This is a genomic window from Pseudomonas sp. LBUM1661 (assembly GCF_059695925.1).
In genome coordinates this window covers 115001-139897 of record NZ_CP166794.1, presented here as the reverse complement: position 1 = coordinate 139897, position 24897 = coordinate 115001, and the positions used below count along the sequence as shown (strand labels likewise).

14 protein-coding genes and 3 rRNA genes (1 of these 17 running past the window's edge) are annotated in these 24897 nt (G+C 59.7%); 6 read left to right on the top strand and 11 right to left on the bottom strand.

From position 1 onward, the window contains the following. Window positions 1–9: 9 nt before the first annotated feature. The 6 genes from ACA057_RS00660 to ACA057_RS00635 are packed head-to-tail and all read right to left on the bottom strand — an operon-like array spanning window position 10 to window position 11112. A complete protein-coding gene (locus tag ACA057_RS00660; RefSeq protein WP_497345154.1) occupies window positions 10–3939 on the bottom strand; it encodes a cellulose biosynthesis protein BcsC in 3930 nt (1309 codons plus the stop codon). After that, window positions 3915–5156 carry a cellulose synthase complex periplasmic endoglucanase BcsZ gene (gene bcsZ / locus ACA057_RS00655; RefSeq protein ID WP_497345152.1) on the bottom strand — a complete coding sequence of 414 codons (1242 nt, stop codon included), beginning with the start codon at window positions 5154–5156 and terminating at the stop codon, window positions 3915–3917. The genes ACA057_RS00660 and bcsZ overlap by 25 nt, the downstream gene beginning before the upstream one ends. Window positions 5157–5163: 7 nt before the next feature. After that, window positions 5164–7428 carry a cellulose biosynthesis cyclic di-GMP-binding regulatory protein BcsB gene (gene bcsB, locus ACA057_RS00650; protein WP_497345150.1) on the bottom strand — a complete coding sequence of 755 codons (2265 nt, stop codon included), beginning with the start codon at window positions 7426–7428 and terminating at the stop codon, window positions 5164–5166. Further along, window positions 7428–9650 carry a UDP-forming cellulose synthase catalytic subunit gene (gene bcsA / locus ACA057_RS00645; protein ID WP_497345148.1) on the bottom strand — a complete coding sequence of 741 codons (2223 nt, stop codon included), beginning with the start codon at window positions 9648–9650 and terminating at the stop codon, window positions 7428–7430. The genes bcsB and bcsA overlap by 1 nt, the downstream gene beginning before the upstream one ends. Beyond that, entirely contained in the window at window positions 9647–10789 is a 1143-nt protein-coding gene (bcsQ, locus tag ACA057_RS00640) for a cellulose biosynthesis protein BcsQ (protein WP_497345146.1), read from the bottom strand. The genes bcsA and bcsQ overlap by 4 nt, the downstream gene beginning before the upstream one ends. Further along, window positions 10786–11112, bottom strand: a complete 327-nt coding sequence (locus tag ACA057_RS00635) for a hypothetical protein (RefSeq protein WP_497345144.1) — start codon at window positions 11110–11112, stop codon at window positions 10786–10788. Before ACA057_RS00635 ends, bcsQ begins: the two co-directional genes overlap by 4 nt. A 257-nt stretch (window positions 11113–11369) precedes the next feature. Between ACA057_RS00635 and ACA057_RS00630 the strand changes: the two genes are divergently transcribed. Beyond that, on the top strand, window positions 11370–11708 hold the full coding sequence (locus tag ACA057_RS00630; protein ID WP_059407626.1) for a hypothetical protein: 339 nt from the start codon (window positions 11370–11372) through the stop codon (window positions 11706–11708). A gap of 156 nt (window positions 11709–11864) precedes the next feature. Here the strand turns inward: ACA057_RS00630 and lapD are convergent, their stop codons facing one another. Then, window positions 11865–13811 (bottom strand): cyclic di-GMP receptor LapD, encoded by a 1947-nt coding sequence (lapD, locus tag ACA057_RS00625; RefSeq protein ID WP_497345142.1) that lies wholly within the window; start codon window positions 13809–13811, stop codon window positions 11865–11867. Window positions 13812–13825: 14 nt separating this feature from the next. Next, a complete protein-coding gene (gene lapG, locus ACA057_RS00620) occupies window positions 13826–14518 on the bottom strand; it encodes a cysteine protease LapG (protein WP_497345140.1) in 693 nt (230 codons plus the stop codon). 231 nt (window positions 14519–14749) lie between these two features. Here lapG and ACA057_RS00615 point away from each other — a divergent pair, with 231 nt between their 5' ends. The 5 genes from ACA057_RS00615 to ACA057_RS00595 all read left to right on the top strand — a co-directional run bounded on the left by ACA057_RS00615 (window position 14750) and on the right by ACA057_RS00595 (window position 21768). Beyond that, the gene (locus ACA057_RS00615; RefSeq protein ID WP_497345138.1) at window positions 14750–15460 is read left to right on the top strand and encodes a GntR family transcriptional regulator; all 711 of its coding nucleotides are present in this window, start codon (window positions 14750–14752) and stop codon (window positions 15458–15460) included. 682 nt (window positions 15461–16142) lie between these two features. Continuing rightward, the gene (locus ACA057_RS00610; RefSeq protein ID WP_497345136.1) at window positions 16143–16919 is read left to right on the top strand and encodes a DUF3050 domain-containing protein; all 777 of its coding nucleotides are present in this window, start codon (window positions 16143–16145) and stop codon (window positions 16917–16919) included. Continuing rightward, the gene (locus tag ACA057_RS00605; RefSeq protein ID WP_497345134.1) at window positions 16916–17845 is read left to right on the top strand and encodes a diiron oxygenase; all 930 of its coding nucleotides are present in this window, start codon (window positions 16916–16918) and stop codon (window positions 17843–17845) included. Before ACA057_RS00610 ends, ACA057_RS00605 begins: the two co-directional genes overlap by 4 nt. A gap of 13 nt (window positions 17846–17858) precedes the next feature. After that, window positions 17859–21278 carry an amino acid adenylation domain-containing protein gene (locus ACA057_RS00600; protein ID WP_497345132.1) on the top strand — a complete coding sequence of 1140 codons (3420 nt, stop codon included), beginning with the start codon at window positions 17859–17861 and terminating at the stop codon, window positions 21276–21278. A 22-nt stretch (window positions 21279–21300) separates the two neighbouring features. After that, window positions 21301–21768, top strand: a complete 468-nt coding sequence (locus ACA057_RS00595; protein WP_497345130.1) for an SRPBCC family protein — start codon at window positions 21301–21303, stop codon at window positions 21766–21768. Window positions 21769–21862: 94 nt separating this feature from the next. Here the strand turns inward: ACA057_RS00595 and rrf (ACA057_RS00590) are convergent. The 3 genes from rrf (ACA057_RS00590) to ACA057_RS00580 all read right to left on the bottom strand — a co-directional run. Beyond that, window positions 21863–21978: ribosomal RNA gene (gene rrf, locus ACA057_RS00590) — 5S ribosomal RNA — on the bottom strand. A gap of 108 nt (window positions 21979–22086) precedes the next feature. After that, window positions 22087–22202 (bottom strand): 5S ribosomal RNA (gene rrf / locus ACA057_RS00585). 172 nt (window positions 22203–22374) lie between these two features. Next, window positions 22375–24897 (bottom strand): 23S ribosomal RNA (locus tag ACA057_RS00580) (it continues 369 nt past the right edge of the window).

Here is a 24897-nt window from a genome sequence, read left to right as displayed (position 1 = left end):
TCCAGGAAATCAGTTGGAATAAGGGGAACGGTAGGGGCTGACCGGCAGTTCCATTGCGCCGTTCATGTCTTCGAACATGTAGCGCAGGTACATGGCCCCAGTGAATTGCTTGTAGTCCTGAGCGTTGTCGAGGCCGAGGTTGGCGCCGAGGAAAAAGCTCGAACCGAATTTGTACTCGCCGGCACCGCTCAGGCTGTAACCCACGCCGGTCTTGTTCTGGCCTTTGTATCGCTGGTTGTTGGCCGCTTGCAGGTCTTTGTCGTTCGGGAAGTAATCGACCGCGTCCTGCTCAAAGTACTGAACGCCCACCGAGCCCTTGACCTGATAGGAGAACCGTTCGGTGCGCTGCGCCCACGTCACCGGCACACCCAGGGCGAAATAGCTTTGCGGGCTGAAGTAACCGCCATGGCCGTAGGTGAAGAAGTCCTGGTTGTTCTCGAAGCTCAGGCCAGTGGCACTGAGGCCCAGCGTCAGCTTGCTGTCCTCGGCATTGCGCAGGTACCAGTACACGCCGCCGCCCAGTTCGGCACGGCTGTTGGATTCGACGTTGTGGCCCAGCAACTTGTGCCACGAACCGTAGCCGTAGCTGCCCACTTCCTGGTTGTCATAGCTGAGCTGTGCACGGCCGCCGTTGGCGGTCACGCCGCCCCACGACTGGCCGGTGCGTTCGTCAGTGGTGCCGGCGAACGACGTGACGCTGTCGGTCACCGGGCGCCGTGAAACGGCGACGCCATAACGCATGTTGGAGTTGTCGGCGAACGGCCGGTCAACACTCACGCCACCCGCTGCGGTGCTGTACTTGAAACCGATCGGCGTGGTGCCGATGTCAGCCTTGATGCCTTCGTCCGGTCGGGCATACGCCACGCTCAGGCCGACGCCTTTGTCGCGCTGGGAACCGATGCCGTCGGAGGATGTTCCGCCGCTGCCGAAGCGCGTGGCGGCATCGCTGCCGACACTGCCGGCATTCAGCGACACCGGGGTCACGCGCACGGCGTAACGGTTATCGCCCACCGGAACGTTGATTTCCAGCGGCGTTTCGACGTCGGTCATCTTGCTCAGGCCGGACTCGCTGTCGTTGCTGCGAATCGTCACGCCTTGGGTCACGTAACCGCTGCGTTCCTGAAGAATGTTGTCCAGGGCGCGCTGGGCCGTACTGGCTTGATCGACCGCCACGTTGACCGTGGCTTGCGGTGCGAACGGGTTACCCGTGGCACCGGCAAAGCGCCCGGCCGGCAATGCTTGACGCTCCGCACCCGAGGCGACCCTGCGCGGCTGCGCCTGACCTGGGTAAGCATCGGCGGGCAATGCTGCATTGCTGGCGACCATGACCGGTGCGGCGTCAAGTTGTGCCAGCGCCGGTGCCGGAATGGTATCCGCCGGTGCGCGGCTTACCTGATTGCGCTGGCCCGGCAACCCCACGAATGGGTTCGGTGCGACGTTCAACGTGTTGGCCTGGGCCGTCAGGCTGCGTTTCTGTTCATTCTGTTCGATGGCCACGGCTTTGCGCAGCAACTCGGTGGCCTGGCTGCTCTTGCCCATGCTGCGGTAGATCCGCGCCGCTTCGGTCAGCGATTGCGGGTCGTAGGTTTCCAGCTTGAGGAATTGCTCCAGCGCTCGATCGGCATAGCCAATGTCATGGGCCTGAACCGCTGCATCCGCGGCATTCAGCAAGATTTGCGGATCGTTGGGCTGACGCTGCAACAGCGGTTTGTATAGTTCAAACGCCTTGGCATTGTCGCCGCTGCTGGCATACATCCGCGCCAGCGCCGAGACCGCGCCCACATCCCCCGGACGCGAAGCCAGCGCCGGTGCCAGCGTGTCGTAGGCCGCCGCCAGATCGCCGTTTTCGCGCAGGATATCGGCCTGACGAATGCGGTATTGGTACAGCACGTCGTCGTAGCGTTTGCGCGTGGCCACGCTCATCTGCTGATTTTGCAAACCGCGCAGGATCGAGTTGACCTGCGCGTCGTCGCCCGTCTTGAGTTGCAGGTTGGCGTATTGCAGCATCAGGTCTGCGGACGGCGTCGGCGTCCGCGCAATCACGTCTTGCATCATCGATTGCGCGCGGGCCGAATCACCGGCGTCGACATAGGCGGCGGCCAGGGTCGCCATGCGGTCAGGGCTGCGGCTGGCCACCGGTTGCAAGCGGTCGAGCAGGGCCAGGGCTTCCTGACGCTGGCCACGCTTGGCGATGCTCGCCGCCAGTTTGATCTGCACGGTGAGGGTGATCTGGTCGGCCAGTTCCTGCATGTCAGCGGTGCGACGCTCGACCGGAATGCGGCTGATGGTCGCTTGTGCGGCGTTCCACTGTTCCATCTCCACCGAGAGCAAGGCACTGGTGTACAGCGCATCGATGTTGCTCGGATGCGCTTTCAAATAGCTGTCGATCAGGTCGCGGGCTTTTTGTGATTCGCCGGTCTTGAGGTACAGCCGCGCCAGGTCGAAACGGGTCCAGACGTTATCCGGATCGTCCTGAACGGCCTGCACCAAAGCTTGCTGCGCACCACGCGTATCGCCGCGTTGCTCGGCCAGTTTGGCCGCTTGCGTTGAACGCAACGCACGCAGGCGAGCGCTGCCGCCCATCTCGGCTTGCTGGGCTGCGGGCAAGGTGTCGAGCAAGCGCAAGGCCTCGTCGGCCTGACCGGTTTGCGACAGCACATTGACCAGGCCTTGAACGGCCTGAGCGTTGCCGCGCTGCACGCTCAACACCTGACGATAGTTGGCCTGTGCGGCGTCCAGTTGCCCGGCCTGAGCCTGAATGTCGGCGAGGGTCAGGCGCGCATCGATACCGTTCGGATTCAGGCGCATCGCCTGAGCGATGGTCGCTTGCGCCTTGGCCGGTTGTGTCTTGGCCAGGTCGCGGGCCTGTTGCAGCAAGGCCCAATAACGCACGTTGTCCAGGGCCGGCTTCCAGCGTGTACCGCCATTGGCGATGGCACGGTTGAGCAGCTGCTCGGCTTCGCCGAAACGGTTCTGTTGCTGACGCACCACGCCGAGGCCGCCGAGGGCATCGGCGTCGTCGGGTTTGTTTTTCAAGCGGGCCGCGAATGCCTGCTCGGCGCCAGCCTGATCGCCCTTCTCCAGCGCCTGAAGCCCGCGAGCCACTAACGGGTCTTGCTGCCACGCCGGCGCACCCGCGGTGCTCGACTGCGACTTCCCTTTGTTCATCAGGTCACGGATTTCCTGATCGTCCGGATGCACCTTCAGGAACTCTTCGAACAACGGCACCTGCGCCGCCGTCGGCGCCCCGGTCCAGACCAGCGCCAGGCGCCAGCTCTCGTCGGCGTCACCGGCAATGTCCGTACGGGTCGACAGCTTGGCCAGGGCACGAATGCCGTCTGGGCGGCTGTCTTCGTGACGCACCAGATGCTTGGCCAGGAACAGCGCCAGGATCGAGTCATTCGGCGTCTCGCGCAGCAAGCGCTCCAGGCCTTTGCGGGCCTCGGGCCAGCTGGCGTCATTGAAGGCCAGGTTGGTGTAGAACTCGCGGCCGACCTTGCCCTCGGGCGTACGGCCGGCGAACAGTTTACGGAACACTTCGGTGGCCTGGTCACGCTGGTCGCCATCGGCCAGGCGTCGGGCTTCATCGAGCAGGGCGATGTTTTGCGGCTGGGCCAGGGCGATGTCCTGTTCCAGCTGCGCCGCCAGCCATGGCCGCGGCGACAGCGCCTGCAAGCGCGCCAGGTATTGCTGAGCCTGCTCGGGCTTGTTCTGTTTGACGCCGATCAGGCCCATGCCGTAGAGCGCATCGGGCTGGTTAGGGTCAAGGCGCAGGACTTTTTCCCAGGCTTCCGCGGCGCGCGCAGCGTTATCCCGGGTCTGCCAGTATTGGCCTTGTTCAACCAGACGCGCTTGTACGTCAGTGGTTTCAGCGTGGGCAGCGGTGCCGATGAAGGCGGTAAGAATACCGATGGCTAGCGTGTGACGGCGCGGACGCATGACGTCTCCCAAGACAATTTGAGTGTTCCGTCATCACGAAACTGATAGCGTTTTTCAGCCCAGCCGAGTGCGAACAGACTAAGCATGGCGTTGTAATACAGCGGTTCGGCACTTGTGCCCTCGGCATTAGCCAGCGCCGCGTTCAAGGCTTCTTCGGCCCGACGTTGCTGCTGCTCGGCCAGCCACGGCTGCCCCTTGGCCTGGAAGTACGGAATCAGCGCGGCAGAATAGCCGAACGGGCCCTGGCCTTCGACGGCACCACTGATGGCCTGGACCTTTTCCGGCGGAATGCCGGTGGACGCCGTGCTGCTCGACATACCGTCCAGTCGCGCCAGTAACGGCGCCGCCAACGGGTCGGACTTGGACGTCATGCCGGCCCACAGGTAGACACGAATGGCGTCATAACTGCCCAACTCGCCCTTGATCGGATCGACCACGAACAACCCGGCTTGCGGCGCGGTGGCGCGGTAGCCGATCCAGTCGGCCACGTAACCTTTAGGACTGGATGCGCTGACCATTTTCACGCTGTTTGCAGCGATTTCTTTCCAGGGCCCGGTCGGCGCTTCCTTGGCCAGTCGACGCAGCAGCGGCAGCGGCAAATAGCTCGGGTTCAGGCGCCACAGGTGATCGGGCTGGACAAAACCTTCCGGCCCCGGCAACACCATTTTGCCCAGGCCCGGCAGGTTGACCACCAGTTTGGTTTCAATGTTCTTGAGCAGACGCAGGGCGTCTTCGCGATAGTCCGGACGCTGCCACAGCCGCGCCGCTTCGAGCAGCGCGTAGGTGATCCACAGGTCCGAATCGGACGCCGAGTTGGCGTCCTGCAATTGCCATTTGCCGTCCTTGCCCTGCCCCCACAACCAGCCCGGCAGGCGGTGGCTGACGTCGGCACCGGCCATGTTGGCGGCGGTCCATTTCCACAACGCATCGAAGCGCTCGCGGTCGTTGCCGATCAACGCAAACACCATCGCGTAGGACTGGCCTTCGGAGGTGCTGTGATTGGGCTCGACGCTGGACTCCAGCAGGCGTCCGTCGTTTTGCACGTAGCGTGCGGCATAGGTTTGCCACAGCGGCCAGTCGGCGTTCTTGCACGCCGTCTCGTCAGCCATGACCGGCGCCAGGCTCAAGGACGCCAGCGTACCGGCCAGCCACAGCACGGCCCGGCGCCAGCGGCGCGCGGGGGACAGGTAATAACGGTTGATCCCGAGGCTATTCATGGTGAACTCAGTGACCCAACCGCTGTTTGGCGCGCGAACGCAGCGCCAGATAGGCCAGGCAGCTGAGCAACAGCACACCGAGACCGGTCAGCAGCAGCGTCAACAGCACATGGCGCGACATCAGCCATTGCAGGTATTTGATCGGGCCCAGGTTGCCGACGTAGTACTGCTCGTCCGCCACCAGGGGTTCGATGGTTTTGCCGCGCACCACTACCAGGCTGCCCTGGATCGTCTGGGTGTAATCTTCGCCGCCGATCAAGGCGTTGGTCGCTTCCGCCAGACCCGCCGGTTGACCGCTGGCGATCACCACCACACTGCGGCCACTTTTCAGCGGCGATTCGAAACCGGTCAGGTAAGTGCTGCGTTCACCGCCGGAGAACGCCATGGCCAGACGGGCCTTGCGCTGATTCGCGTCCGGATCGGGACTGAACCAGTCACGTACGCGCATCGGCAGATCAGACAAGTGGAAGCTCTGCTGGCCACCGGTATCGGCCGCCGGCAGGCGATCCGCCCATTGGGTCAGCAATGGCTGATTGGCGCCGGAAGCCAGCACCAGCAAATCTTTATCAGCCGCCGCCTGGACCTGCGCCGCCTGCATCACCTGCACGCCTGTGGCCGGGTAACCGGTAGACTGGCCAAAACGACCGAGCACGGTCAGGTAGGCATCCAGCTCGGGAGCACCGGCATTGTCCGGCAGCACCACGGCGGTTTGCGACAGGTCAGCCAGGCGCGTGAACGGGAAGCCCGCATCCTTGAACACGCCGAGGTTCGGCATCGCCATGAAGTGGTCGTAGCCGCTCAGGTCCAGGGTCGATTCCGGATCGACACTGCCGCGCATGTTGTCGATGATGATGTCGCCACACTCGCCTTGCTTGATGTAGTCGAACATGTAGCGCAACTGCAGGCGCGATTGCAGCGCCACCGAATTCAACGGCAGGCGCACGCGGGTTTCGCGGCCCAGCGTGTCGTTGAGTTTCAGGGCGCTGAGTACACCGCTGTCGAGCTTGTCCTGGGACAGCAGGCTCTGTGACTGAATCAAGGCATCGTTGAAGCTGATGATGAACGATGAATTGGTCGATTTTTCTTGTGGCGTGTAGCGGTACTTGAGGTTCAGCGGTGCGCCTTCATCACGCCAGGTAAACAGGTCGGGCGGGAAGTTCAGCGGCACGGTGATGTCGCCCGGGTTGTAGCCGGAGACGTTGAATTGCTTGGCCGGCAGCAGCTCGCCGAGCTTGACCGGGCGATCGCTCGGCAACCAGTTCGGCGCGTCGTAAGGCTTGCGCGGTTGCAGCGCATCGAGGCGATCGATCACCACGCTGTTGCCCGACAGCGCCTGGCTGCCGAGTACCAGTGCAGTGACGGCACGCTTGAGTTCGGTGCTGTCGCGACCGGTGATCACCAGCAACTTGCCGTTGGCGTCGTTGGGGTTGCTCATCACGGACAGGGTCGGGCCCTTGGCCGCCGGCAAGCTCAGCCCGCCGAGTTGCAGCGCATCGGGGCCACTCAGCACGATCACGGCGTTGCCGTGGGCCGGAATCTGATTGAAGCGCGTAGAGAACGTCGCGCCGCGATAGCTGGCCTGTGCACCAAACCACGACGACAGTGCGCCGGCAGCTTCCAGGGTGGTGTTGTCCGGCGTGCCGGCGAATACGAATGGCAGGTTCAACGCACGGGCATCGCGACGATCGAAGAACGGCAGCGGCATGATCGACAAGTCGTTCGGCAGGGCCAGCGGCGATACTTCAATGCTCAGCTCGGTCGCGTTGCTGATTTTCGCCCACAGGCTGGAGTGCTGGGGGTCTTCACAGCCCATGGTGTAGTGACCGACGAATTGCAGGCTCAAGCGGTTGAATTCAGTGATCAGGTGCGCCGGAATATCGACCACCTGCTTCTGCAGTTGCCCGGCGTTTTCCTTGGGCAATGGCAGGCTCGCCGCCACTTCATCGTTGACGATGACGTTGATCTGCGAGAGCTCGGCCAGCAGCGCCGGCGAATAGGTGTACTGCAACGTCAGCTTGGCGCCGGTCACGATCGAATCGGCACGCACATCGAAGTTGACGCTGTCGGTGGACTCCACCCCGCGCAGGCTCATCGGATAGTTCCGGCCCAACTGCTTGAGCGTCACGCTGTAGCTATTGGCACCCGGCGCCACGTCCACTGGCGCGGTCTCGGCGAATGCCGTCGCGCCACCACCCAAAGCCAGAAAGGCGCACACCAGGCGTGTCAATGCGCGGTCGCGCAGGTTACCGAAAGCGAAAGACTTCGAGTTCATCACTTGTCCAAAACGTTTTCTAGGGGGGGTGAGGTGGGGCGATGCCGGCGGAACAGGTTCCGCACTTCCATGGCCGTGGCTTTGAAGAGCTCGTAGATACCGCGAAGGCCGATACCGCTGACATCGCGCAAGGCGGCCAACGGTGTATCGACTTGACCGCTGCCCCAGGTCGATGCCCAGGTATCGGCACGCGAGAAGGTCAGGCGGACCAGTTCGCTTTGCTGACGCAGGGTCAGCTGATCGAATTGCGCCCCCAGCAGCCCGTCACGACTGAACACGACGATGGCTGGAAACACACTCAGTTGTTGATTACGGAACAGCGAGATCTGCACGCGCTCGCCTTGGGGAACGCTGGCGCCGTCCGGCAACCGGAAGCCCAGGCCTTTTTGCGAGAAATCCTGGGTCACGCCGTCGAGGGTGCTGCCGTCGGCACGGGTCAGGCGCATCGGCAAGGCCGCCGCCACGCGCGGTTCGGAACGGACCTGACGGGTTTCGCTGGCCACCGCCACCGAGGCACTGGTGATGATGATGTTGTAGACGGTCCACGCCAGGTTGATCAGGATCGTGGTCATGGCGCCTTCAGCACCTTCCATCAGCCGCACCACGCCGTAGATCAGGCCGGCGACGTTCAAGGTCAGCAGGACGATGTAGGGACGGGCGAGTTTCCATTCAAAGAATTTCTTGTCGATCACCCCGCCCTTGTCGGTCACGTTGAAGCCACCGAACTTGGGATTGACCAGCGCCATCAGCACCGGGCCCATGATGTACCAGGCCAGCACCGTCTCGTAGACTTCGTTCCAGAACGAGTGGCGGAAACGCCCCTGGATGCTGGAGTTGGTCAAACTGGCGTGAAGGATGTGCGGCAACACGTAGGCAGTAATCATCAAGGCCGACGCGTGGAAAATCTGCGCATCGAAAAACAGGAAGGCCAACGGCGCGGTGAGAAACGCCAGGCGCGGCAAGCCGTAGAAAAAGTGCAGCATGGCGTTCAAGTAGCACAGACGCTGACCCAGCTTCAGCCCTTTGCCGAACAGCGGATTGTCGGTGCGGAAAATCTGCGCCATCCCGCGTGCCCAACGAATCCGTTGGCTGATGTGCCGCGACAGGCTTTCCGTCGCCAGGCCTGCCGCCTGAGGAATGGCCAGGTACGCGGTGTTGTAGCCGGCGCGGTTCAGTTTGAGCGCGGTGTGCGCATCTTCGGTCACGGTCTCGACGGCCACGCCACCGATTTCCAGCAGCGGTTCACGACGGATGACCGCGCAGGAACCGCAGAAGAAGGTCGCATTCCACAAGTCGTTGCCGTCTTGCACCAGCCCGTAGAACAACTCGCCTTCGTTCGGCACGGAACGGAAGGTGTTGAGGTTTTTCTCGAACGGGTCGGGCGAGAAAAAGAAGTGCGGCGTTTGCAACATCGCCAACTTCGGGTCCTTGAGGAACCAGCCGATGCACACCTGCAGGAAAGAACGCGTCGGCACGTGGTCGGCGTCGAAAATGGTCACGTACTCGCCGCTGGTGACCTTGAGCGCTTCGTTCAGGTTGCCGGCCTTGGCATGGCGGTTGTTGTCACGAACGATGTAACCCACGCCAATCTGCTCGCAGAACTCGCGAAAGTCTTCACGGCGACCGTCGTCCAGCACATGCACGCGCAACTTGTCCTGAGGCCAGTCGATGGCCTGAGCGGCGAAGATCGTGACTTTTACGATGTCGAGCGTTTCGTTGTACGAAGGAATGAACACATCGACCGTTGGCCATTCGCTCGGCGGGCTGCTCATCAGCACCGGTTTGCGGCGCAACGGCCACGCGGTTTGCAGGTAACCGAACACCAGCACGATCAATGCGTACAACTCGGCCATGACCAAACCGTAGCCGAACAGCATGTCGACCCAACCCTCGAACCCAAGGGTAGAGGTGAGTCGCCAGTACATGTAACGCAGGGAAGCGGTGAGTGACAGCCCGATGAGTATCAGCACCGTCAGGCGCCCGGGAATCTTGCGCAGCACCATGGCCGCAATAAAGCAGCCGAGGGCGAAAATGCACTGCGAATACAACTCGAAGGGCACGGTAATGATGAACAGCGCCAGCAGGCCGCACAGCAGGGTCACGCCGAGCGTCAGCGCCCGACGCAATGCCTTGGGCAGGTTGTCCAGGCGATCGGAGAACGCTTGTGCCCAACGCTGCGAACGAGTCAGGGTGACCGTGTCTTGAACCGGGGTGTTAATCACGAGGCGAATGACTCTGCAACATCCATTGATTTCAACTGCGCCTTGAGCTTGTCACTCAGCATCAGCATGTCCTGGCAGGCCGGGGACGACTCTGCCTCCAACAACGGGTTTTGACCGTACGCCAACGCTTCGCCGACGGCATGATCCAGCGCCACGACACCCAGCAGGCGTGAGCCCAGGCGACGCTTGAGCACTTCGTGCATGTCCCGGCAGAACACCCGGGAGCTGTCGAACTGGCTGATCACGTAATTGCACTGCGGCGCCTGACCGTGGGCCATGCACTCGTCCAGCAAGCGCTCCATCGGGTCCAGCGTGACGAAACACGCTGCATCGGTCGTGACGACGACCAGCACTTGATCGGCCACCATCAACGCCTGATCCAGGTAAGTCGTGCGACCCGGCGGCGTATCGAGAATCACCACATCGTTTTCGCTCAGGTCCATGCCCGCCAATTGACGGGCCAGCCAGTAACGATCGTGGTCCATGTAGCGTTCCAGCGTCCGACGCTCGTCTTCAGTCACCGAGCCGTATGGCAGCAACAATGAACCTGCAGAGCCGGCCAACAGCAGTGAATTCCAGCTTTCACCCTTGAGGCTGGCCGTGGCCATGCCCGCCACATCCGGCTCGGCACCCAAGTGGTATTGCAAGGCGTTTTGCGGATCGAGATCGATGGCCAGTGTCCGGCCGCCGTCTACACGCAAAGTGGTGGCCAGTGCCGAGGCCAGCGTACTTTTGCCAACGCCGCCCTTGGCCGATACCAGCGCAATAACGTGGGCCCTGGTCTTGGCCGGACGACCGAGGGGCAGCACTCGACGCAGTGCCTCATCGTTGCGTGCTTGCGCTTCGGCCTGACGCGCGAGCGCTACTTCGGCCAGCAAATGGCGAAGCGGGGCCGCTGGCTGCGCGGTCTTGACGGGCGGCATTGGGGTTTCGTTCTCGACTGCAGAAACCACCCGCGAGGGTTCGTTGACCTGAATCGCCGGCTCGACCAACTCGACGACGGTCACCGGCTCGGGCGCAGTCGGCACGAGTGCCAACGGCTTTTCCTTGTAGTCGAAATCGCTACCGAACTCGAGATAACTTTCCGCACTTGCTCCGAACCTGTTGAACAGGTTCGATATATCGTCGGTACGATTCATAAAAAGATTATCCGAGCCGCTGGCAAAAGAGGGAGCACGCAGCTCCAGAATTCATCGAAGCGCGCCATCAAAATGATATCGTCAATATTTTGAATGCCGCAAGTGTAATATTCGATCGAAATTAAAAAAACCTTTTTTATCGCCATATTTTTGACGATGAACGCTATTTTAAATTTGGCGCGGTTTTCACGCAACTGCGTCCGATTGCGCCAAAGCGCCGAAATACGTGGCCTGAGTCGGCGGCGCGCGATTATCCAGCAAGCACCGCTGGGGCGCCTATGATTTGCGCCGGATGGCAGCCCGGTGGATGAACGGCTGTTCACGAATTGCACAAAACATCGAAGCAATTAGCGGACCATCTGAACTATGGCCATCTAAGCCATAGTTAATGACTTATACATATTGATCTAAATCAATGTCTTAGTTGTAAATAAGCCTTTCTTTGAAGCAGCGAGCGCGGCGCGAACACGTTCAGTTAACTTATCAATGCGCCATATGTACGGCACGCGCGCCCTTAACTGGCGCGACGTTGGCTATGCTGCTGACAGCATGACGCGGGTTCATTTCAGAGGGATGTTCAATGTTCTACGTGCAACGCAATGCGCAAGGCCAATTGATGCGCGTCGAGGCCGAGGCCTACGCCGATTCAACGGAAACGCTGCCGGCCGATCATCCTGACGTGAGGGACTGGTTCGCCAGCGAAAAACTGGCCACCAACCTGAAGCTGCTCAAGCAGAGCGACCCGGAAATGATCCGGGTACTCGACGACTTGATCCAGGTACTGATCGACAAGGGCGTGATCCGCGTCACCGACCTGCCCGCCCCCGCACAAGCCAAGCTCATGGACCGGACCCAGGCCCGTGAGGCGTTGGGTGGGTTGAGTCATTTGGTTGATGAGGATGAGGATCGGTTGATCTGACCCCGCGCTTTTATCGTTGTCGCCCTGGCGCCTTCGCGAGCAAGCCCGCTCCCACATTTGATCTCGGGTGTTCACAAATAATATGCTCAATGAAGATCGAATGTGGGAGCGGGCTTGCTCGCGAAGGCGTCGGTGCCGACGACGCATCTCAAAAGCCTACTCCCAAGCCTTCGGCTCCCCAAACAACCGCCCCTGAACCCCATAAACCCCCATCTCGCGTATCACCGACAACTCTTCTTCGGTCTCGACCCGCTCGGCAATCAACGGCAGATCAATGCTATGAGCCGCCCGCTGAATCGCCTCGATGAAGAGGCGCTTGTCACCCTCCTGATCAATTGCCCGGATGTAACTGCCATCGATCTTCAGATACGCCAACCCCAGCCGCGCCAGGTTGCCGATCATGCTGAAGCGCCCACCAAAATGTTGCAGGCTCAGGGAGAATCCGAGCTCGCGCAACCGTCGCGTCAGCGCTTCCAGCACCGCTTGTTCCGGCAGTTGCTCCTCGCCGATTTCCAGGGTCAACCGTGGCCCCAGATGGGCATGCGAGCGCAACATGTCGAAGGCTTTATTCAGCGCCTGCGGGTCCGCCAGCGTCGCCGAGGACAGGTTCAACGCCAGCGACTCTTCGTGGCCGGTCATCTGCTCCAGCACTGACTCCAACATCAAGCGGTCCAGCCGCGCGGTCCAGCCAAAACGCTCCAGCCACGGCAGGAAACGCCCGGCGGGGATGCTCTGACCCTGGTCATCGATCAAGCGTGACAGCACTTTGTAGTGCAGCACCAACTGCGTGTCCTGGCTGGCCACCACCGGTTGGAAAAACAACTGGAAACGTCGCTGATTCAACGCCTGATCGAGCAAGGTGTGCCAGGCATGATGATCATCGCCAACGCTGTCCGCCGCACTGTGATCCAGACAGACCCAATTCGAATCGCCCTGGCCTTCGGCCTGCGCCAAGGCTTGATCCGCCAGGCCGAGTACCGCTTGCGGCGAGTCGCCGTGAACAAACGGTGCCAGGCCGATCGCGGCGACCGATGCCACGTCGGTGGCACCGGTCGCATGCAGGCTGCTCAAGGCACTGTCGAGATTCTGCGCCAGATGCAGCGCTTCTTCACGCACCAGCCCCGGCGCCAGCACGGCAAATTCGCCACCGCGAATCCGTGTGACGAGGTTCAGCGTTTCCGGGTACTTGGCGCACTCACGGGACAGTTGCTCGGCGACCGCGATCAATAGCTCATCAGTGTGTTGACCGCCCAAGCGCTGGTTCAAACCGGCCAGATCCTTGACCCGCAACAGCAGCAGGTAACCCGAACTGGCCTGCTCCGGATTGCTCACACGGGCGTTCAATTGCATCTCGAAATAACGTCGATTGGCCAACCCGGTCAAACTGTCCTGATAGGACTCGACCCGCAGTTTTTCGCTTCGCTCGGCCTGCTCCTGAAACAGCGCCTTGAGCTTCTCGACCATCTGGTTCATGGCTTGCACCACGCGGCGCAACTCCGGCGTGCTCGGCAAGTCTGGCAGGCTGAGGAATTCACGGCGGGCGATGGCGTGGGACTGCTGGACCATGTAGTCCAGCGGCTTCAATTGCCGACGCAGCAACAGCGCGCCCAGCACCGCGCTCACCGCGCCGCAGATCAGCAACCAGACCAGGCTGCCCAGCGCACTCTGCCAAAGCTTGGCCAACGCGAACATCGGGTGGCTGACGACTTCGACCCGTGCAGCCTGCTCCCACCCCCGGCTGACGATTGCATCGCCGCCCGCGGCTTCGAGGCCGATCAATTTGACGAACCAGTCCGGCACATTGGTGACGGCCGCAATGCCGCTGCGCTCGACGATCGTCTGGTCGTTCGCCAGATCGACCACGCGGATGCTCGCGTAATAACCGCTGTCGAAGATCGAGCTGACAAGCAGCTCCACCATCGCCGGGTCATCGATGTTCGGCGTCAGGGACAGCGCCAGCGCCGTCGCGGCGTCCTGGGCATGGGAGCGCAACTGGTTGACGTACTGGGTGCGCGAGCTCTCCAGGCTGACCATGAAGCTGCCGGTGAAGGCGACCACCAGGAACAGACAGATTGCGATCAACAGCTGTTTGAACAAAGACATCTGGGCGCGTACTCCTAGTGGGTCGTCTCGACCGGGAATCCTTCGGCCTGCATTTTCTTCAACACATCCTGCCAACGGGACAGGCGTTTGGTGTCGCCGACTTTTTTGTTGCCCTGGGCGCCCGGTAACCACAACCCTTCGGCATTGAAAGAGTAGACCGGCAATAAATCGGTTCGTTGGCTGGCGGGTTCTATTGCATCGATCAGGCTGTCGAGAACCAATGGCATGGCCTCGGGGCTTGAGTAGTAGGTGAGCACCATGTGTGCACGATTCAGGCGCAAAGCCTTTACGTAGGTGATGCGCAGCTTGTCGCTGGACACACCGAGATGTCGCAGGCTGAAGTACTTGGCGATGGCAAAGTCTTCGCAGTCACCGGCGCCTTTCCACAAGGCTTCAATCGGGGTTTCCCAATAATCGACCTGGTGCCACAGGTCGATGTCCTCTGCGTAACGCACTTGCCTGTTGAAGAAGTGGTTGACCACGTTGAGCTGTTCCAGCTCGCTGACCTGCTTCTGCGAGGCCAATAAATGCTGCCAGGCGTCGAGGCGCTGCTGACCTTCGCCCAAAGGCCCGTACAATGCCTGCGCCCGGCGGCTGATCAGGGAAAAATCCCAGTCGGCCTGCAAACCGCCCAGCATGACGCCGGCCAGCAGCAACGCGCAGCCTAGCCAGCGCAAAGTCCGAGGGATCGCGAAACGTACCGCCAAGGCGTGGCATCCAGGATAGGCAGGTGGAAGTCGGTTGATGGTGGAGCTTAGCCCGGCAAAAGACAATGGCACGGTGAGATCACCGAGGCGGGCTAAACTTTGTATGGCAGGTGTCATAAAAAATATCGGGGCGCGTCGGGCCGGGATTTTTTGTCGGATTGACAACCCGTCAGGCAGTGCCTAGTGTCATCTTGGATCCAAATTTATTTCAATCAAACAGGGTGCGTAGTTGTGACACAAAAGCCCAATCCTCTGAACAGCATCAAGGTCAACGGGCCCATTCCCGCTCATCTGGCACGCTCGGTGATTGAAGAAACCCTGCGTTCAGCCATTCTCGACGGCCGCATTCCCTGCGGTACCGCCCTGCGTCAGCAAGATTTGGCCGACCTGTTCGGCGTCAGCCGCATGCCGGTGCGCGAAGCCTTGCGCCAACTCGAAGCGCAAGCGCTGCTCAATGTGATCGCCCACAAAGGCGCGGTGGTCGCACCGCTGGTCCAGGGCGATGCCGTGGAAACCTACGCGCTGCGGATTCTGCTCGAGTCCGAAGCCCTGCGTTTGTCGATTCCATTGCTTGATACGGCAGATCTCGAAACGGCTGCCCGCTACATCGACGAACTGGAAACAGAACACGACTACACCGAGATTGGCCGGCTCAATCGCCTGTTCCATATGTCCCTGTATTGCAAAGCACCGAACCGGCGGCTGTTGAGGCTGGTTGAAGACGGTTTGAAGGAAGAGGAGCGCTTCCTGCGCTTCAACCTGGAAGCCATGGGCCTGGGCAAGCTGTCTCAGGAAGATCACCGGGCGCTGTTACGGGCGGCGGAAGACCACGACATCGAACGCTCGGTGAAGCTGCTCGAAAATCACCTCAACCGCGGCGTAGAGGTCATCACGCGCTACCTCAACAGCCCTGAAAGCCAGAGCAAAAAAACCTCGACGTAAAACCCGTCTCTGTGGCGAGGGAGCTTGCTCCCGCCGGGCTGCGCAGCAGCCCCTCCACCGCCCGGTTTTTTACTGGCAAAACGCGCTGATAGCTGAACCCTCCGCTTACATTTCCCCTCCTTTGCGTCCTGCCCGAAACCCCATACTTCGGCGATAGCGGCTGCCTTGAATTACGCTCACTCTTGGGTTGCCAACGAATAATGAACGGGTGACGCGCCGCCTGAGCGGCGCAGTCTCCGCATCAAGGACCTACGGAAGGAGTCTTGCCACGGGAAAGGAAGAATCGGCGTTGCTCCCGGCCAACTTCCCCCTCAAATCACGTCAACGATCTCTACTTGAAAGTTGCTTCGAGTGAGGCATTCACTCTTTATTAAAATTCTGAATCATATAAGTCGGAAGGAGCAACTACGCCCCCATAAAACCTCACGAAAAAGTTTTAATGGAACTTGTCATGCCCGAGAAAGTTAAACTTTTAAATAATACAAAAATAACTTGCTCCGAACTTTATTCGTGTATTAGCTTTTCTCCGCCGCTACCCAACCGGCGGCCAGGCTGTCATTCAAAGACGTGTACATCACAACGCAGATCAATTCGTTTGAGGCACCCGTTCGCCAAAAGAAAACTTTAGCCCGCCGTTACTTATTGATCGCACCTTATTCCAGATCAACTTATAGGTTCGCCCATGACATCGACTAAAGACCGTCTTGATCAGAAGAAAGCGCAACTGAGTTCGCACCCGATCTTCGCCGAAATACATTCGCTGTCGGTACTGCAACGCTTCATGGAGTCCCATGTATTTGCGGTGTGGGATTTCATGTCGCTGACCAAGCGCCTGCAACAGGAGCTGACCTGCGTTCAGCTGCCCTGGCTGCCACCCACGGATCCTCAAGCGGCGCGGCTGATCAACGAGATCGTGCTCGGAGAAGAATCCGATGACCGCCCGGCCCAGGGTCACTACAGCCATTTCGAGTTGTACCTGGATGCCATGCGCGAAGTCGGCGCCAGCACGGTCGCCGTCGAACGCTTCGTGGCGATGCAAAAAGAAGGCGTGAGCTACGACGTGGCATTGCAAAGTGTCGACGTCGACCCAGCGGCCGCGCAGTTCGTGCGGCATACCCTGCACACCGCGTTGCATGCGCCGGGCCACAGCGTTGCGGCGGCATTCCTGCATGGCCGCGAGAGCGTCATCCCGCAGATGTTCCGGCGCATTCTCGACGATTGGGGCATCGGCATCGAGCAGGCGCCGACCTTCCGTTACTACCTCGAGCGGCACATCGAAGTCGACGCCGAAGACCATGGCCCGGCTGCCGAAAAACTGCTCGCACGACTGGTCGATGGCGATCCGCAACGCGAAGAAGACGTCTACGCCAGCGCCATTGCGGCCGTGGAAAGTCGCATCGCCCTGTGGGATGGCTTGCGCCTGAGCATGAGCGAACCTGTCGCGGAGATGAACGCATGAAGGCCGCTGACTACCAATCCTTCGCCGACGCCTGGGAGAGCCGCGCGACCATCCGCACTCGCCCTCGTCGCGTCGTCGAGAACGACGACAAGCTGATCTATCCCTTGAGCCGCCAGCCCTTGGTGCTGAGCGAAACGTTCCTGCGCGAATGCCCGGAACAACGCGACTACGCCTTGGTGCAGACACTCTACAAATTCATCAACGACGTGGTGATTTTCGAAACCGAGATCGTCGACAAGACCGCTCGCAGCATCGCCAAGAACCGCTTTGCCATGACCTTCCCGTTCGCCTGCCGATATGACGCGATGACAGTGGTGGTGGACGAGGATTACCACGCGCTGGTGGCGATGGATTTCATGCAGCAGACCGTGACCATGACCGGCATCACGCCCATTGAGCTGCCGGATGAAATCGAATTGAGCCGCGCCATTCCCGCCGCCGTGGCACTGGCACCGGAACACCTTCGCGGCGCTGTGGAGTTGATCTGCGTGGCCATTGCCGAGAACACCGTAACCGGTGACGTGGCGGCGTTCGCCAAGGACGACACGGTCAAGCAATCGATCAAGGGCCTGATGGCCGATCACTTGCTGGACGAGGGCCGCCACTCCGGATTCTGGTCGCGGATGGTGCGCATCTACTGGCACACCGCGAGCGACGACGACCGCCAGTGCATCGCGCAGATCCTGCCAGTGTTCATCGGCCATTACCTGACCAACGACATTCAGAAATCGTTCGACTTCCGACTGATCGAATCCTTGCACATCAACGATGCGGCGCGCCGTGCACTCAAGAGCGAAGTGTCGGGGCTGGCCTTTCCGATCAACCGCCATCACCCACTGGTTGCCAACATCGTGCGGTTTTTCCGCAGCAGTTCGCTGCTCGATTCGCCGTGCGTGCAAGGCGCCTTGAGCGACTACCTGATCTGACGAGGAGTACATCATGAGGCGTCTCGACATTCTGCTCATCGGACACAGTCAGGCCCTGACCGACCTGGCGCTGGAACTCGAACAACACGGTCATTCCCTGGCGCGGCTGACGGCCGTCGATGAGCAACCACTAGGTCAGTTTGATTTGCTGATCGACGATGCCAGCCTGGCGCTTCGCGATGTCGGCACGGCGCCGAGGCTAATAGTGCAACTGGGTGTCGGACTGCCGGGCGCTGGCGGCCTGCCGTCGCTGGACCTTTTGTGCACGTGCAATTCGACACGGCTCACCTGCGTACCGATTGCCGACGAACCTTCAGGCAACGGCCAGTCCCTGCGTCTGCGCGCGGTGGCAGAGCTGGTGGATCACGTGGCGCTGCTGGTCAGTCGCTACTCCCGGGACGCCGAGTATTTTCTGCTCGCCAAACCCGTCGCTCCCGTTCACTTCGAACGCGTGGAAAATCTACGGTTTCTGGAAAGCCTGGCCTTCATCCATCAGCGCAATGCGACTGCTGAACCCTGGTTACTGCAACTCGCGCAGGTTCCGGTGATCGAGCGGCTCGAGCAGCGCTTCATCCAGTACGCCGACCGACCGGCGCTGAACATGGCCGGCACGTCCCTCAGCTATCGTCAATTGCATGCCTACAGTCGTGCGATTGGCCAGCGCTTGCAGCCACTGCTTGATCAACATCAAGGCTCGGTGGTGGTCGGGATCTGCCTGCCGAAATGCGCCGCGTTGTATGCGGGGATTCTGGCGATTCTCGGCAGCGGTGCAGTGTATCTGCCGCTGGAGCCGAGCCATCCGTTGCCGCGCCAGCAATACATCCTGTCGAACGCCGCAGCGGTGTTGCTGCTGCATGACGGACAGCATCCGCTCGCGGGTGAGATGCCGGGGCTGGACATCAGTAGCATCGACATCGATGAGCTGGACCTCGATCAACCGTTGATGCGTCAACGACCCGATATCGATGCGCCGTGCATGGCGCTCTACACCTCGGGCACCACCGGTCATCCCAAGGGCGTCTTGCTCAGTCAGGCCAACCTCGCGCACTTCACCGCGTGGTACGCCGACTATGTGCAGCTGACCGAGCAGAGCCGCGTGTTGCAGTTTTCATCATTGAGTTTCGACTCGTCGCTGATCGATATTTTCCCGACCCTGCTGCAAGGTGCCGAACTGATCGTGCCCAGCGACGATCAACGCCGCGACCCGTTGCAACTGGTGGAACTGATCCGGCACCAGCAGCTCAGCCACGGGTTTTTGCCACCCGCCTTGTTGAGCATCCTGCCGCTGGATCAATTGCAGTGTCTTGACCACATCATGACCGGCGGCGACGTCTGCGAGCCCTGGGTCATCGAGCAGCTCACCCGTCATCAGGGCAATCTCTACAACCTCTATGGCCCGACCGAAGCCACGGTGCTGATCACCGCGCGGCAACTGCGTGCAGGCGACAGCAATCGCTCCCTGGGCGCGCCGATTGCCAACAGCCAGGTGCTGATTCTCGATGAGGATTTTCAACCGGTGGCCGAGCAGGCTGTCGGCGAGCTGTGCATCGTCGGGCCGGGCGTGTGCCTGGGTTACCTGAACAACCCCGAGCAGACCGCCGAACGCTATCTGAAGCTGAGTTTGCCCGACGGCCAGAGCCTGCGCGCCTACCGTACCGGTGATATGGCGAAGTGGACCGCTGACGGCATCGAGCTGTGCGGGCGGCGCGACCATCAGGTGAAAATTCGCGGCTTCCGCGTTGAGCCGGAAGAGATCGAGCGTTGCCTGCGCGACAGTCAGTTGTACCGTCAGGTGGCGGTGGTCATCGACAGTCAGCGGCGGATTCTGGCGTTCCTCAGTCAACCTCAGGAGGATCAACCCGGTGCCGCGCGCGCAGCGCTGAAAGCCCACGCGGTGCAGTTCCTGCCCGATTACATGCAGCCCAGCGCATGGACCGAACTGACGAGCATGCCGTACGCCAGCAACGGCAAGGTCGATCGCAACACGCTGCTGGCGTTGCCCGTCAGTGTTATCGAAAACACCTTGCGGCGACTGCCCGCCAGTGCCGATGAAGCGCTGTTACTGGAGATCTGGGCCGAGCTGTTGGAGCTGCCCGCCAGCGACATTTCCACCGATGAAAGCTTTTTCAATCTGGGCGGCCACTCGATCCTGCTGTCGCGCATGCTCCTGCGTTTGCGTGAGGAATTCGGGCGCAGCATCTCGATCAACCGCTTCATCGAACTGCCCACCATCACGAAACTGGCAACGTTGGTGCGTGGCTCAGGCACTGAAGAAGTACTGAGCGAGCAGGCCATCGCCGACGCCTTCCGTGACCTGGATGTGCAGCCATTGCCGGTGAGCCGCATGGGCGATGTGCACAAGGTGATCGTCACCGGCGCCAACAGTTTTGTCGGTGTGCACATTGTCGAGGCGCTGCTGGCATGGGGGGCCAGCGAAGTCGCTTGCCTGGTACGCGATGGCGGCGGGCAATCGGCGGCAGAACGCTTTGCCCAGGCATTGCGAGAGAACCGCCTGGAGCATCTGGACCTGAGCCGGGTTCAGGTTTACCCGGCGGACATTACTCGCCCCCAACTGGGTCTGACTTCGCAGGTTTATGAGCGACTGGATCGAGCGTTCGGTGCGTTGGTGCACAACGCCGCCAACGTCAATCACGTTCTCGATTACGAGTCGTTGGCGCGGGACAACGTCGAGCCGATTTTCGAGTGCCTGCGACTGTGCGAAGGACGCAGCAAAAAGATCTTCAACTTCGTCTCGACGCTCTCGGCGTCCAGCACGATTTCCGCCGATGGCCGGGTGCTTGAGTTGCCCGCCGCGCAGACCCCGCCGATCTACATCAAGAACGGCTACAACCTCTCCAAATGGGTCGGCGAGCGAATCCTCGAGCGCGCGCGTGAGCGTGGGGTGCGGGTCAATCTGTATCGCCCCGGCAACATCAGTTTCAACAGCCTCACAGGGGTCTGCCAGCCGCACAAGAATCGCTTGATGCTGATGCTCAAAGGCTCGATCCAGCTCGGCCAGGTGCCAGAGTTCGCGCTGAATTTCGACCTGATGCCGGTGGATTTTCTGGCCCGCTTCATTGCCTTCCACACCAGTCGTTATCAACCGGAAAAAGCCGTGTTCAACCTGCACAACCCCGAGCCCTTGAGCTGGGACGACTACGTCGCGTCATTTCGCGAGGCCGGCCGGGAATTCTCCATGGTCAGCGTCGCCGACTGGCAGCAGCAACTGGGCCGGGTCGACAGCGACAACGCGCTGTTCGGCGTGCTCGGTTTCTACCTCAACGGCTTCGAGGAAGACATCGGCGACATCTCGATGATCGGCCACGACAACGCCCAGGCCGGCGTCCGGCAGATGGGCGCGCGCTACCCCGAAAAATCCCCGGCACTGCTGCGTCGCGGCTGCGATTACCTAAAAGAAATCAATTTCATCTGAATCACTCAACCGGAGCAAAACCATGAAAACCCTGCAACCCGATACCCTGATCAAAAATCCTCAAGGCTGCCACGTTGTGTCTTCGGTGGACGTGCCGGCCGAGGCCACGCAAGTCTGGGCGGTGGTCGGCAACTTTGCCGGCTTCGATCAATTCATTCCGACGTTGTCGCACATCGAGATGACCGGCGAAGGCGTATCGTCCCTGCGCAAGAAATGCTTCAAGGACGGCAACCTGGTGGTCGAGCAACTCAACTCCCGGGATGACCAGGCACTGAGCATGACCTGGACCACGATCTACAACACATTGGGCGTGGCCAATTTGTGGGCTGCGATGAGTATTGAGCCGCTGGGGGCGGGTAAGTCCCGAGCGACTTGGACCATCATTGCCGAACCTGCTCAGGGTGGTGTGGAGGCGTTGCCGGGGTTCAAGGATTTCGTACAGGGCTTTGCTGATGATGCAATGAACAATGTGCTGAAACTTTTTGTGTAAGGCGCTGGGTTGGCGGTGACTGGTCTGCGGTTTTAGGCTAGCCAAAACGACAAAACCCCTGTCTGCGTTAGCAGACAGGGGTTTCGGAATTCAATCTTGACGATGACCTACTCTCACATGGGGAAACCCCACACTACCATCGGCGATGCATCGTTTCACTGCTGAGTTCGGGATGGGATCAGGTGGTTCCAATGCTCTATGGTCGTCAAGAAATTCTGTGACCAGCCCGTTACCTCAGTAACGTGCCAGCAAAAAATGGTGACTTCTACTAAAACAAAACCCCTACCTGCATACGCAGATAGGGGTTTCGGAATTTAATCTTGACGATGACCTACTCTCACATGGGGAAACCCCACACTACCATCGGCGATGCATCGTTTCACTGCTGAGTTCGGGATGGGATCAGGTGGTTCCAATGCTCTATGGTCGTCAAGAAATTCGGGTACCGAGTCGTGGCCGGCTGGCCGCGCTTCAGCAAAGTGGGTAAGTGATAGGTTTCGGTGTTTTGCAAGATCTCGAACTTTCGGTTCGTTTCGTCTTCACACACCGCAATCTGGTGCCCCTTTTCATTTATAAAGAAGGGTCAGCAAATTGCTTGGGTGTTATATGGTCAAGCCTCACGGGCAATTAGTATTGGTTAGCTCAACGCCTCACAGCGCTTACACACCCAACCTATCAACGTCGTAGTCTTCGACGGCCCTTCAGGGGACTCAAGGTCCCAGTGAGATCTCATCTTGAGGCTAGTTTCCCGCTTAGATGCTTTCAGCGGTTATCTATTCCGAACATAGCTACCCGGCAATGCCACTGGCGTGACAACCGGAACACCAGAGGTTCGTCCACTCCGGTCCTCTCGTACTAGGAGCAGCCCCTCTCAAATCTCAAACGTCCACGGCAGATAGGGACCGAACTGTCTCACGACGTTCTAAACCCAGCTCGCGTACCACTTTAAATGGCGAACAGCCATACCCTTGGGACCGGCTTCAGCCCCAGGATGTGATGAGCCGACATCGAGGTGCCAAACACCGCCGTCGATATGAACTCTTGGGCGGTATCAGCCTGTTATCCCCGGAGTACCTTTTATCCGTTGAGCGATGGCCCTTCCATACAGAACCACCGGATCACTAAGACCTACTTTCGTACCTGCTCGACGTGTCTGTCTCGCAGTCAAGCGCGCTTTTGCCTTTATACTCTACGACCGATTTCCGACCGGTCTGAGCGCACCTTCGTACTCCTCCGTTACTCTTTAGGAGGAGACCGCCCCAGTCAAACTACCCACCATACACTGTCCTCGATCCGGATAACGGACCTGAGTTAGAACCTCAAAGTTGCCAGGGTGGTATTTCAAGGTTGGCTCCACGCGAACTGGCGTCCACGCTTCAAAGCCTCCCACCTATCCTACACAAGCAAATTCAAAGTCCAGTGCAAAGCTATAGTAAAGGTTCACGGGGTCTTTCCGTCTAGCCGCGGATACACTGCATCTTCACAGCGATTTCAATTTCACTGAGTCTCGGGTGGAGACAGCGCCGCCATCGTTACGCCATTCGTGCAGGTCGGAACTTACCCGACAAGGAATTTCGCTACCTTAGGACCGTTATAGTTACGGCCGCCGTTTACCGGGGCTTCGATCAAGAGCTTCGCGTTAGCTAACCCCATCAATTAACCTTCCGGCACCGGGCAGGCGTCACACCCTATACGTCCACTTTCGTGTTTGCAGAGTGCTGTGTTTTTAATAAACAGTCGCAGCGGCCTGGTATCTTCGACCGGCATGGGCTTACGCAGTAAATGCTTCACCCTCACCGGCGCACCTTCTCCCGAAGTTACGGTGCCATTTTGCCTAGTTCCTTCACCCGAGTTCTCTCAAGCGCCTTGGTATTCTCTACCCAACCACCTGTGTCGGTTTGGGGTACGGTTCCTGGTTACCTGAAGCTTAGAAGCTTTTCTTGGAAGCATGGCATCAACCACTTCGTCACCCAAAGGGTAACTCGTCATCAGCTCTCGGCCTTAAGATCCCGGATTTACCTAAGATCTCAGCCTACCACCTTAAACTTGGACAACCAACGCCAAGCTGGCCTAGCCTTCTCCGTCCCTCCATCGCAATAACCAGAAGTACAGGAATATTAACCTGTTTTCCATCGACTACGCTTTTCAGCCTCGCCTTAGGGACCGACTAACCCTGCGTCGATTAACGTTGCGCAGGAAACCTTGGTCTTTCGGCGTGGGTGTTTTTCACACCCATTGTCGTTACTCATGTCAGCATTCGCACTTCTGATACCTCCAGCAAGCTTCTCAACTCACCTTCACAGGCTTACAGAACGCTCCTCTACCGCATCACCTAAGTGATACCCGTAGCTTCGGTGTATGGTTTGAGCCCCGTTACATCTTCCGCGCAGGCCGACTCGACTAGTGAGCTATTACGCTTTCTTTAAAGGGTGGCTGCTTCTAAGCCAACCTCCTAGCTGTCTAAGCCTTCCCACATCGTTTCCCACTTAACCATAACTTTGGGACCTTAGCTGACGGTCTGGGTTGTTTCCCTTTTCACGACGGACGTTAGCACCCGCCGTGTGTCTCCCATGCTCGGCACTTGTAGGTATTCGGAGTTTGCATCGGTTTGGTAAGTCGGGATGACCCCCTAGCCGAAACAGTGCTCTACCCCCTACAGTGATACATGAGGCGCTACCTAAATAGCTTTCGAGGAGAACCAGCTATCTCCGAGCTTGATTAGCCTTTCACTCCGATCCACAGGTCATCCGCTAACTTTTCAACGGTAGTCGGTTCGGTCCTCCAGTTAGTGTTACCCAACCTTCAACCTGCCCATGGATAGATCGCCCGGTTTCGGGTCTATTCCCAGCGACTAGACGCCCTATTAAGACTCGCTTTCGCTACGCCTCCCCTATTCGGTTAAGCTCGCCACTGAAAATAAGTCGCTGACCCATTATACAAAAGGTACGCAGTCACCCAACAAAGTGGGCTCCCACTGCTTGTACGCATACGGTTTCAGGATCTATTTCACTCCCCTCTCCGGGGTTCTTTTCGCCTTTCCCTCACGGTACTAGTTCACTATCGGTCAGTCAGTAGTATTTAGCCTTGGAGGATGGTCCCCCCATATTCAGACAAAGTTTCTCGTGCTCC

Coding starts and splice junctions, on each gene's coding strand:
- ACA057_RS00595 (WP_497345130.1), top strand. CDS start 21,301: ATGAAAACCCTGCAACCCGATACCCTGATCAAAAATCCTCAAGGCTGC.
- bcsZ (WP_497345152.1), bottom strand. CDS start 5,156: ATGAATAGCCTCGGGATCAACCGTTATTACCTGTCCCCCGCGCGCCGC.
- ACA057_RS00660 (WP_497345154.1), bottom strand. CDS start 3,939: ATGCGTCCGCGCCGTCACACGCTAGCCATCGGTATTCTTACCGCCTTC.
- bcsQ (WP_497345146.1), bottom strand. CDS start 10,789: ATGAATCGTACCGACGATATATCGAACCTGTTCAACAGGTTCGGAGCA.
- ACA057_RS00610 (WP_497345136.1), top strand. CDS start 16,143: ATGACATCGACTAAAGACCGTCTTGATCAGAAGAAAGCGCAACTGAGT.
- ACA057_RS00605 (WP_497345134.1), top strand. CDS start 16,916: ATGAAGGCCGCTGACTACCAATCCTTCGCCGACGCCTGGGAGAGCCGC.
- bcsB (WP_497345150.1), bottom strand. CDS start 7,428: ATGAACTCGAAGTCTTTCGCTTTCGGTAACCTGCGCGACCGCGCATTG.
- ACA057_RS00600 (WP_497345132.1), top strand. CDS start 17,859: ATGAGGCGTCTCGACATTCTGCTCATCGGACACAGTCAGGCCCTGACC.
- ACA057_RS00630 (WP_059407626.1), top strand. CDS start 11,370: ATGTTCTACGTGCAACGCAATGCGCAAGGCCAATTGATGCGCGTCGAG.
- lapD (WP_497345142.1), bottom strand. CDS start 13,811: ATGTCTTTGTTCAAACAGCTGTTGATCGCAATCTGTCTGTTCCTGGTG.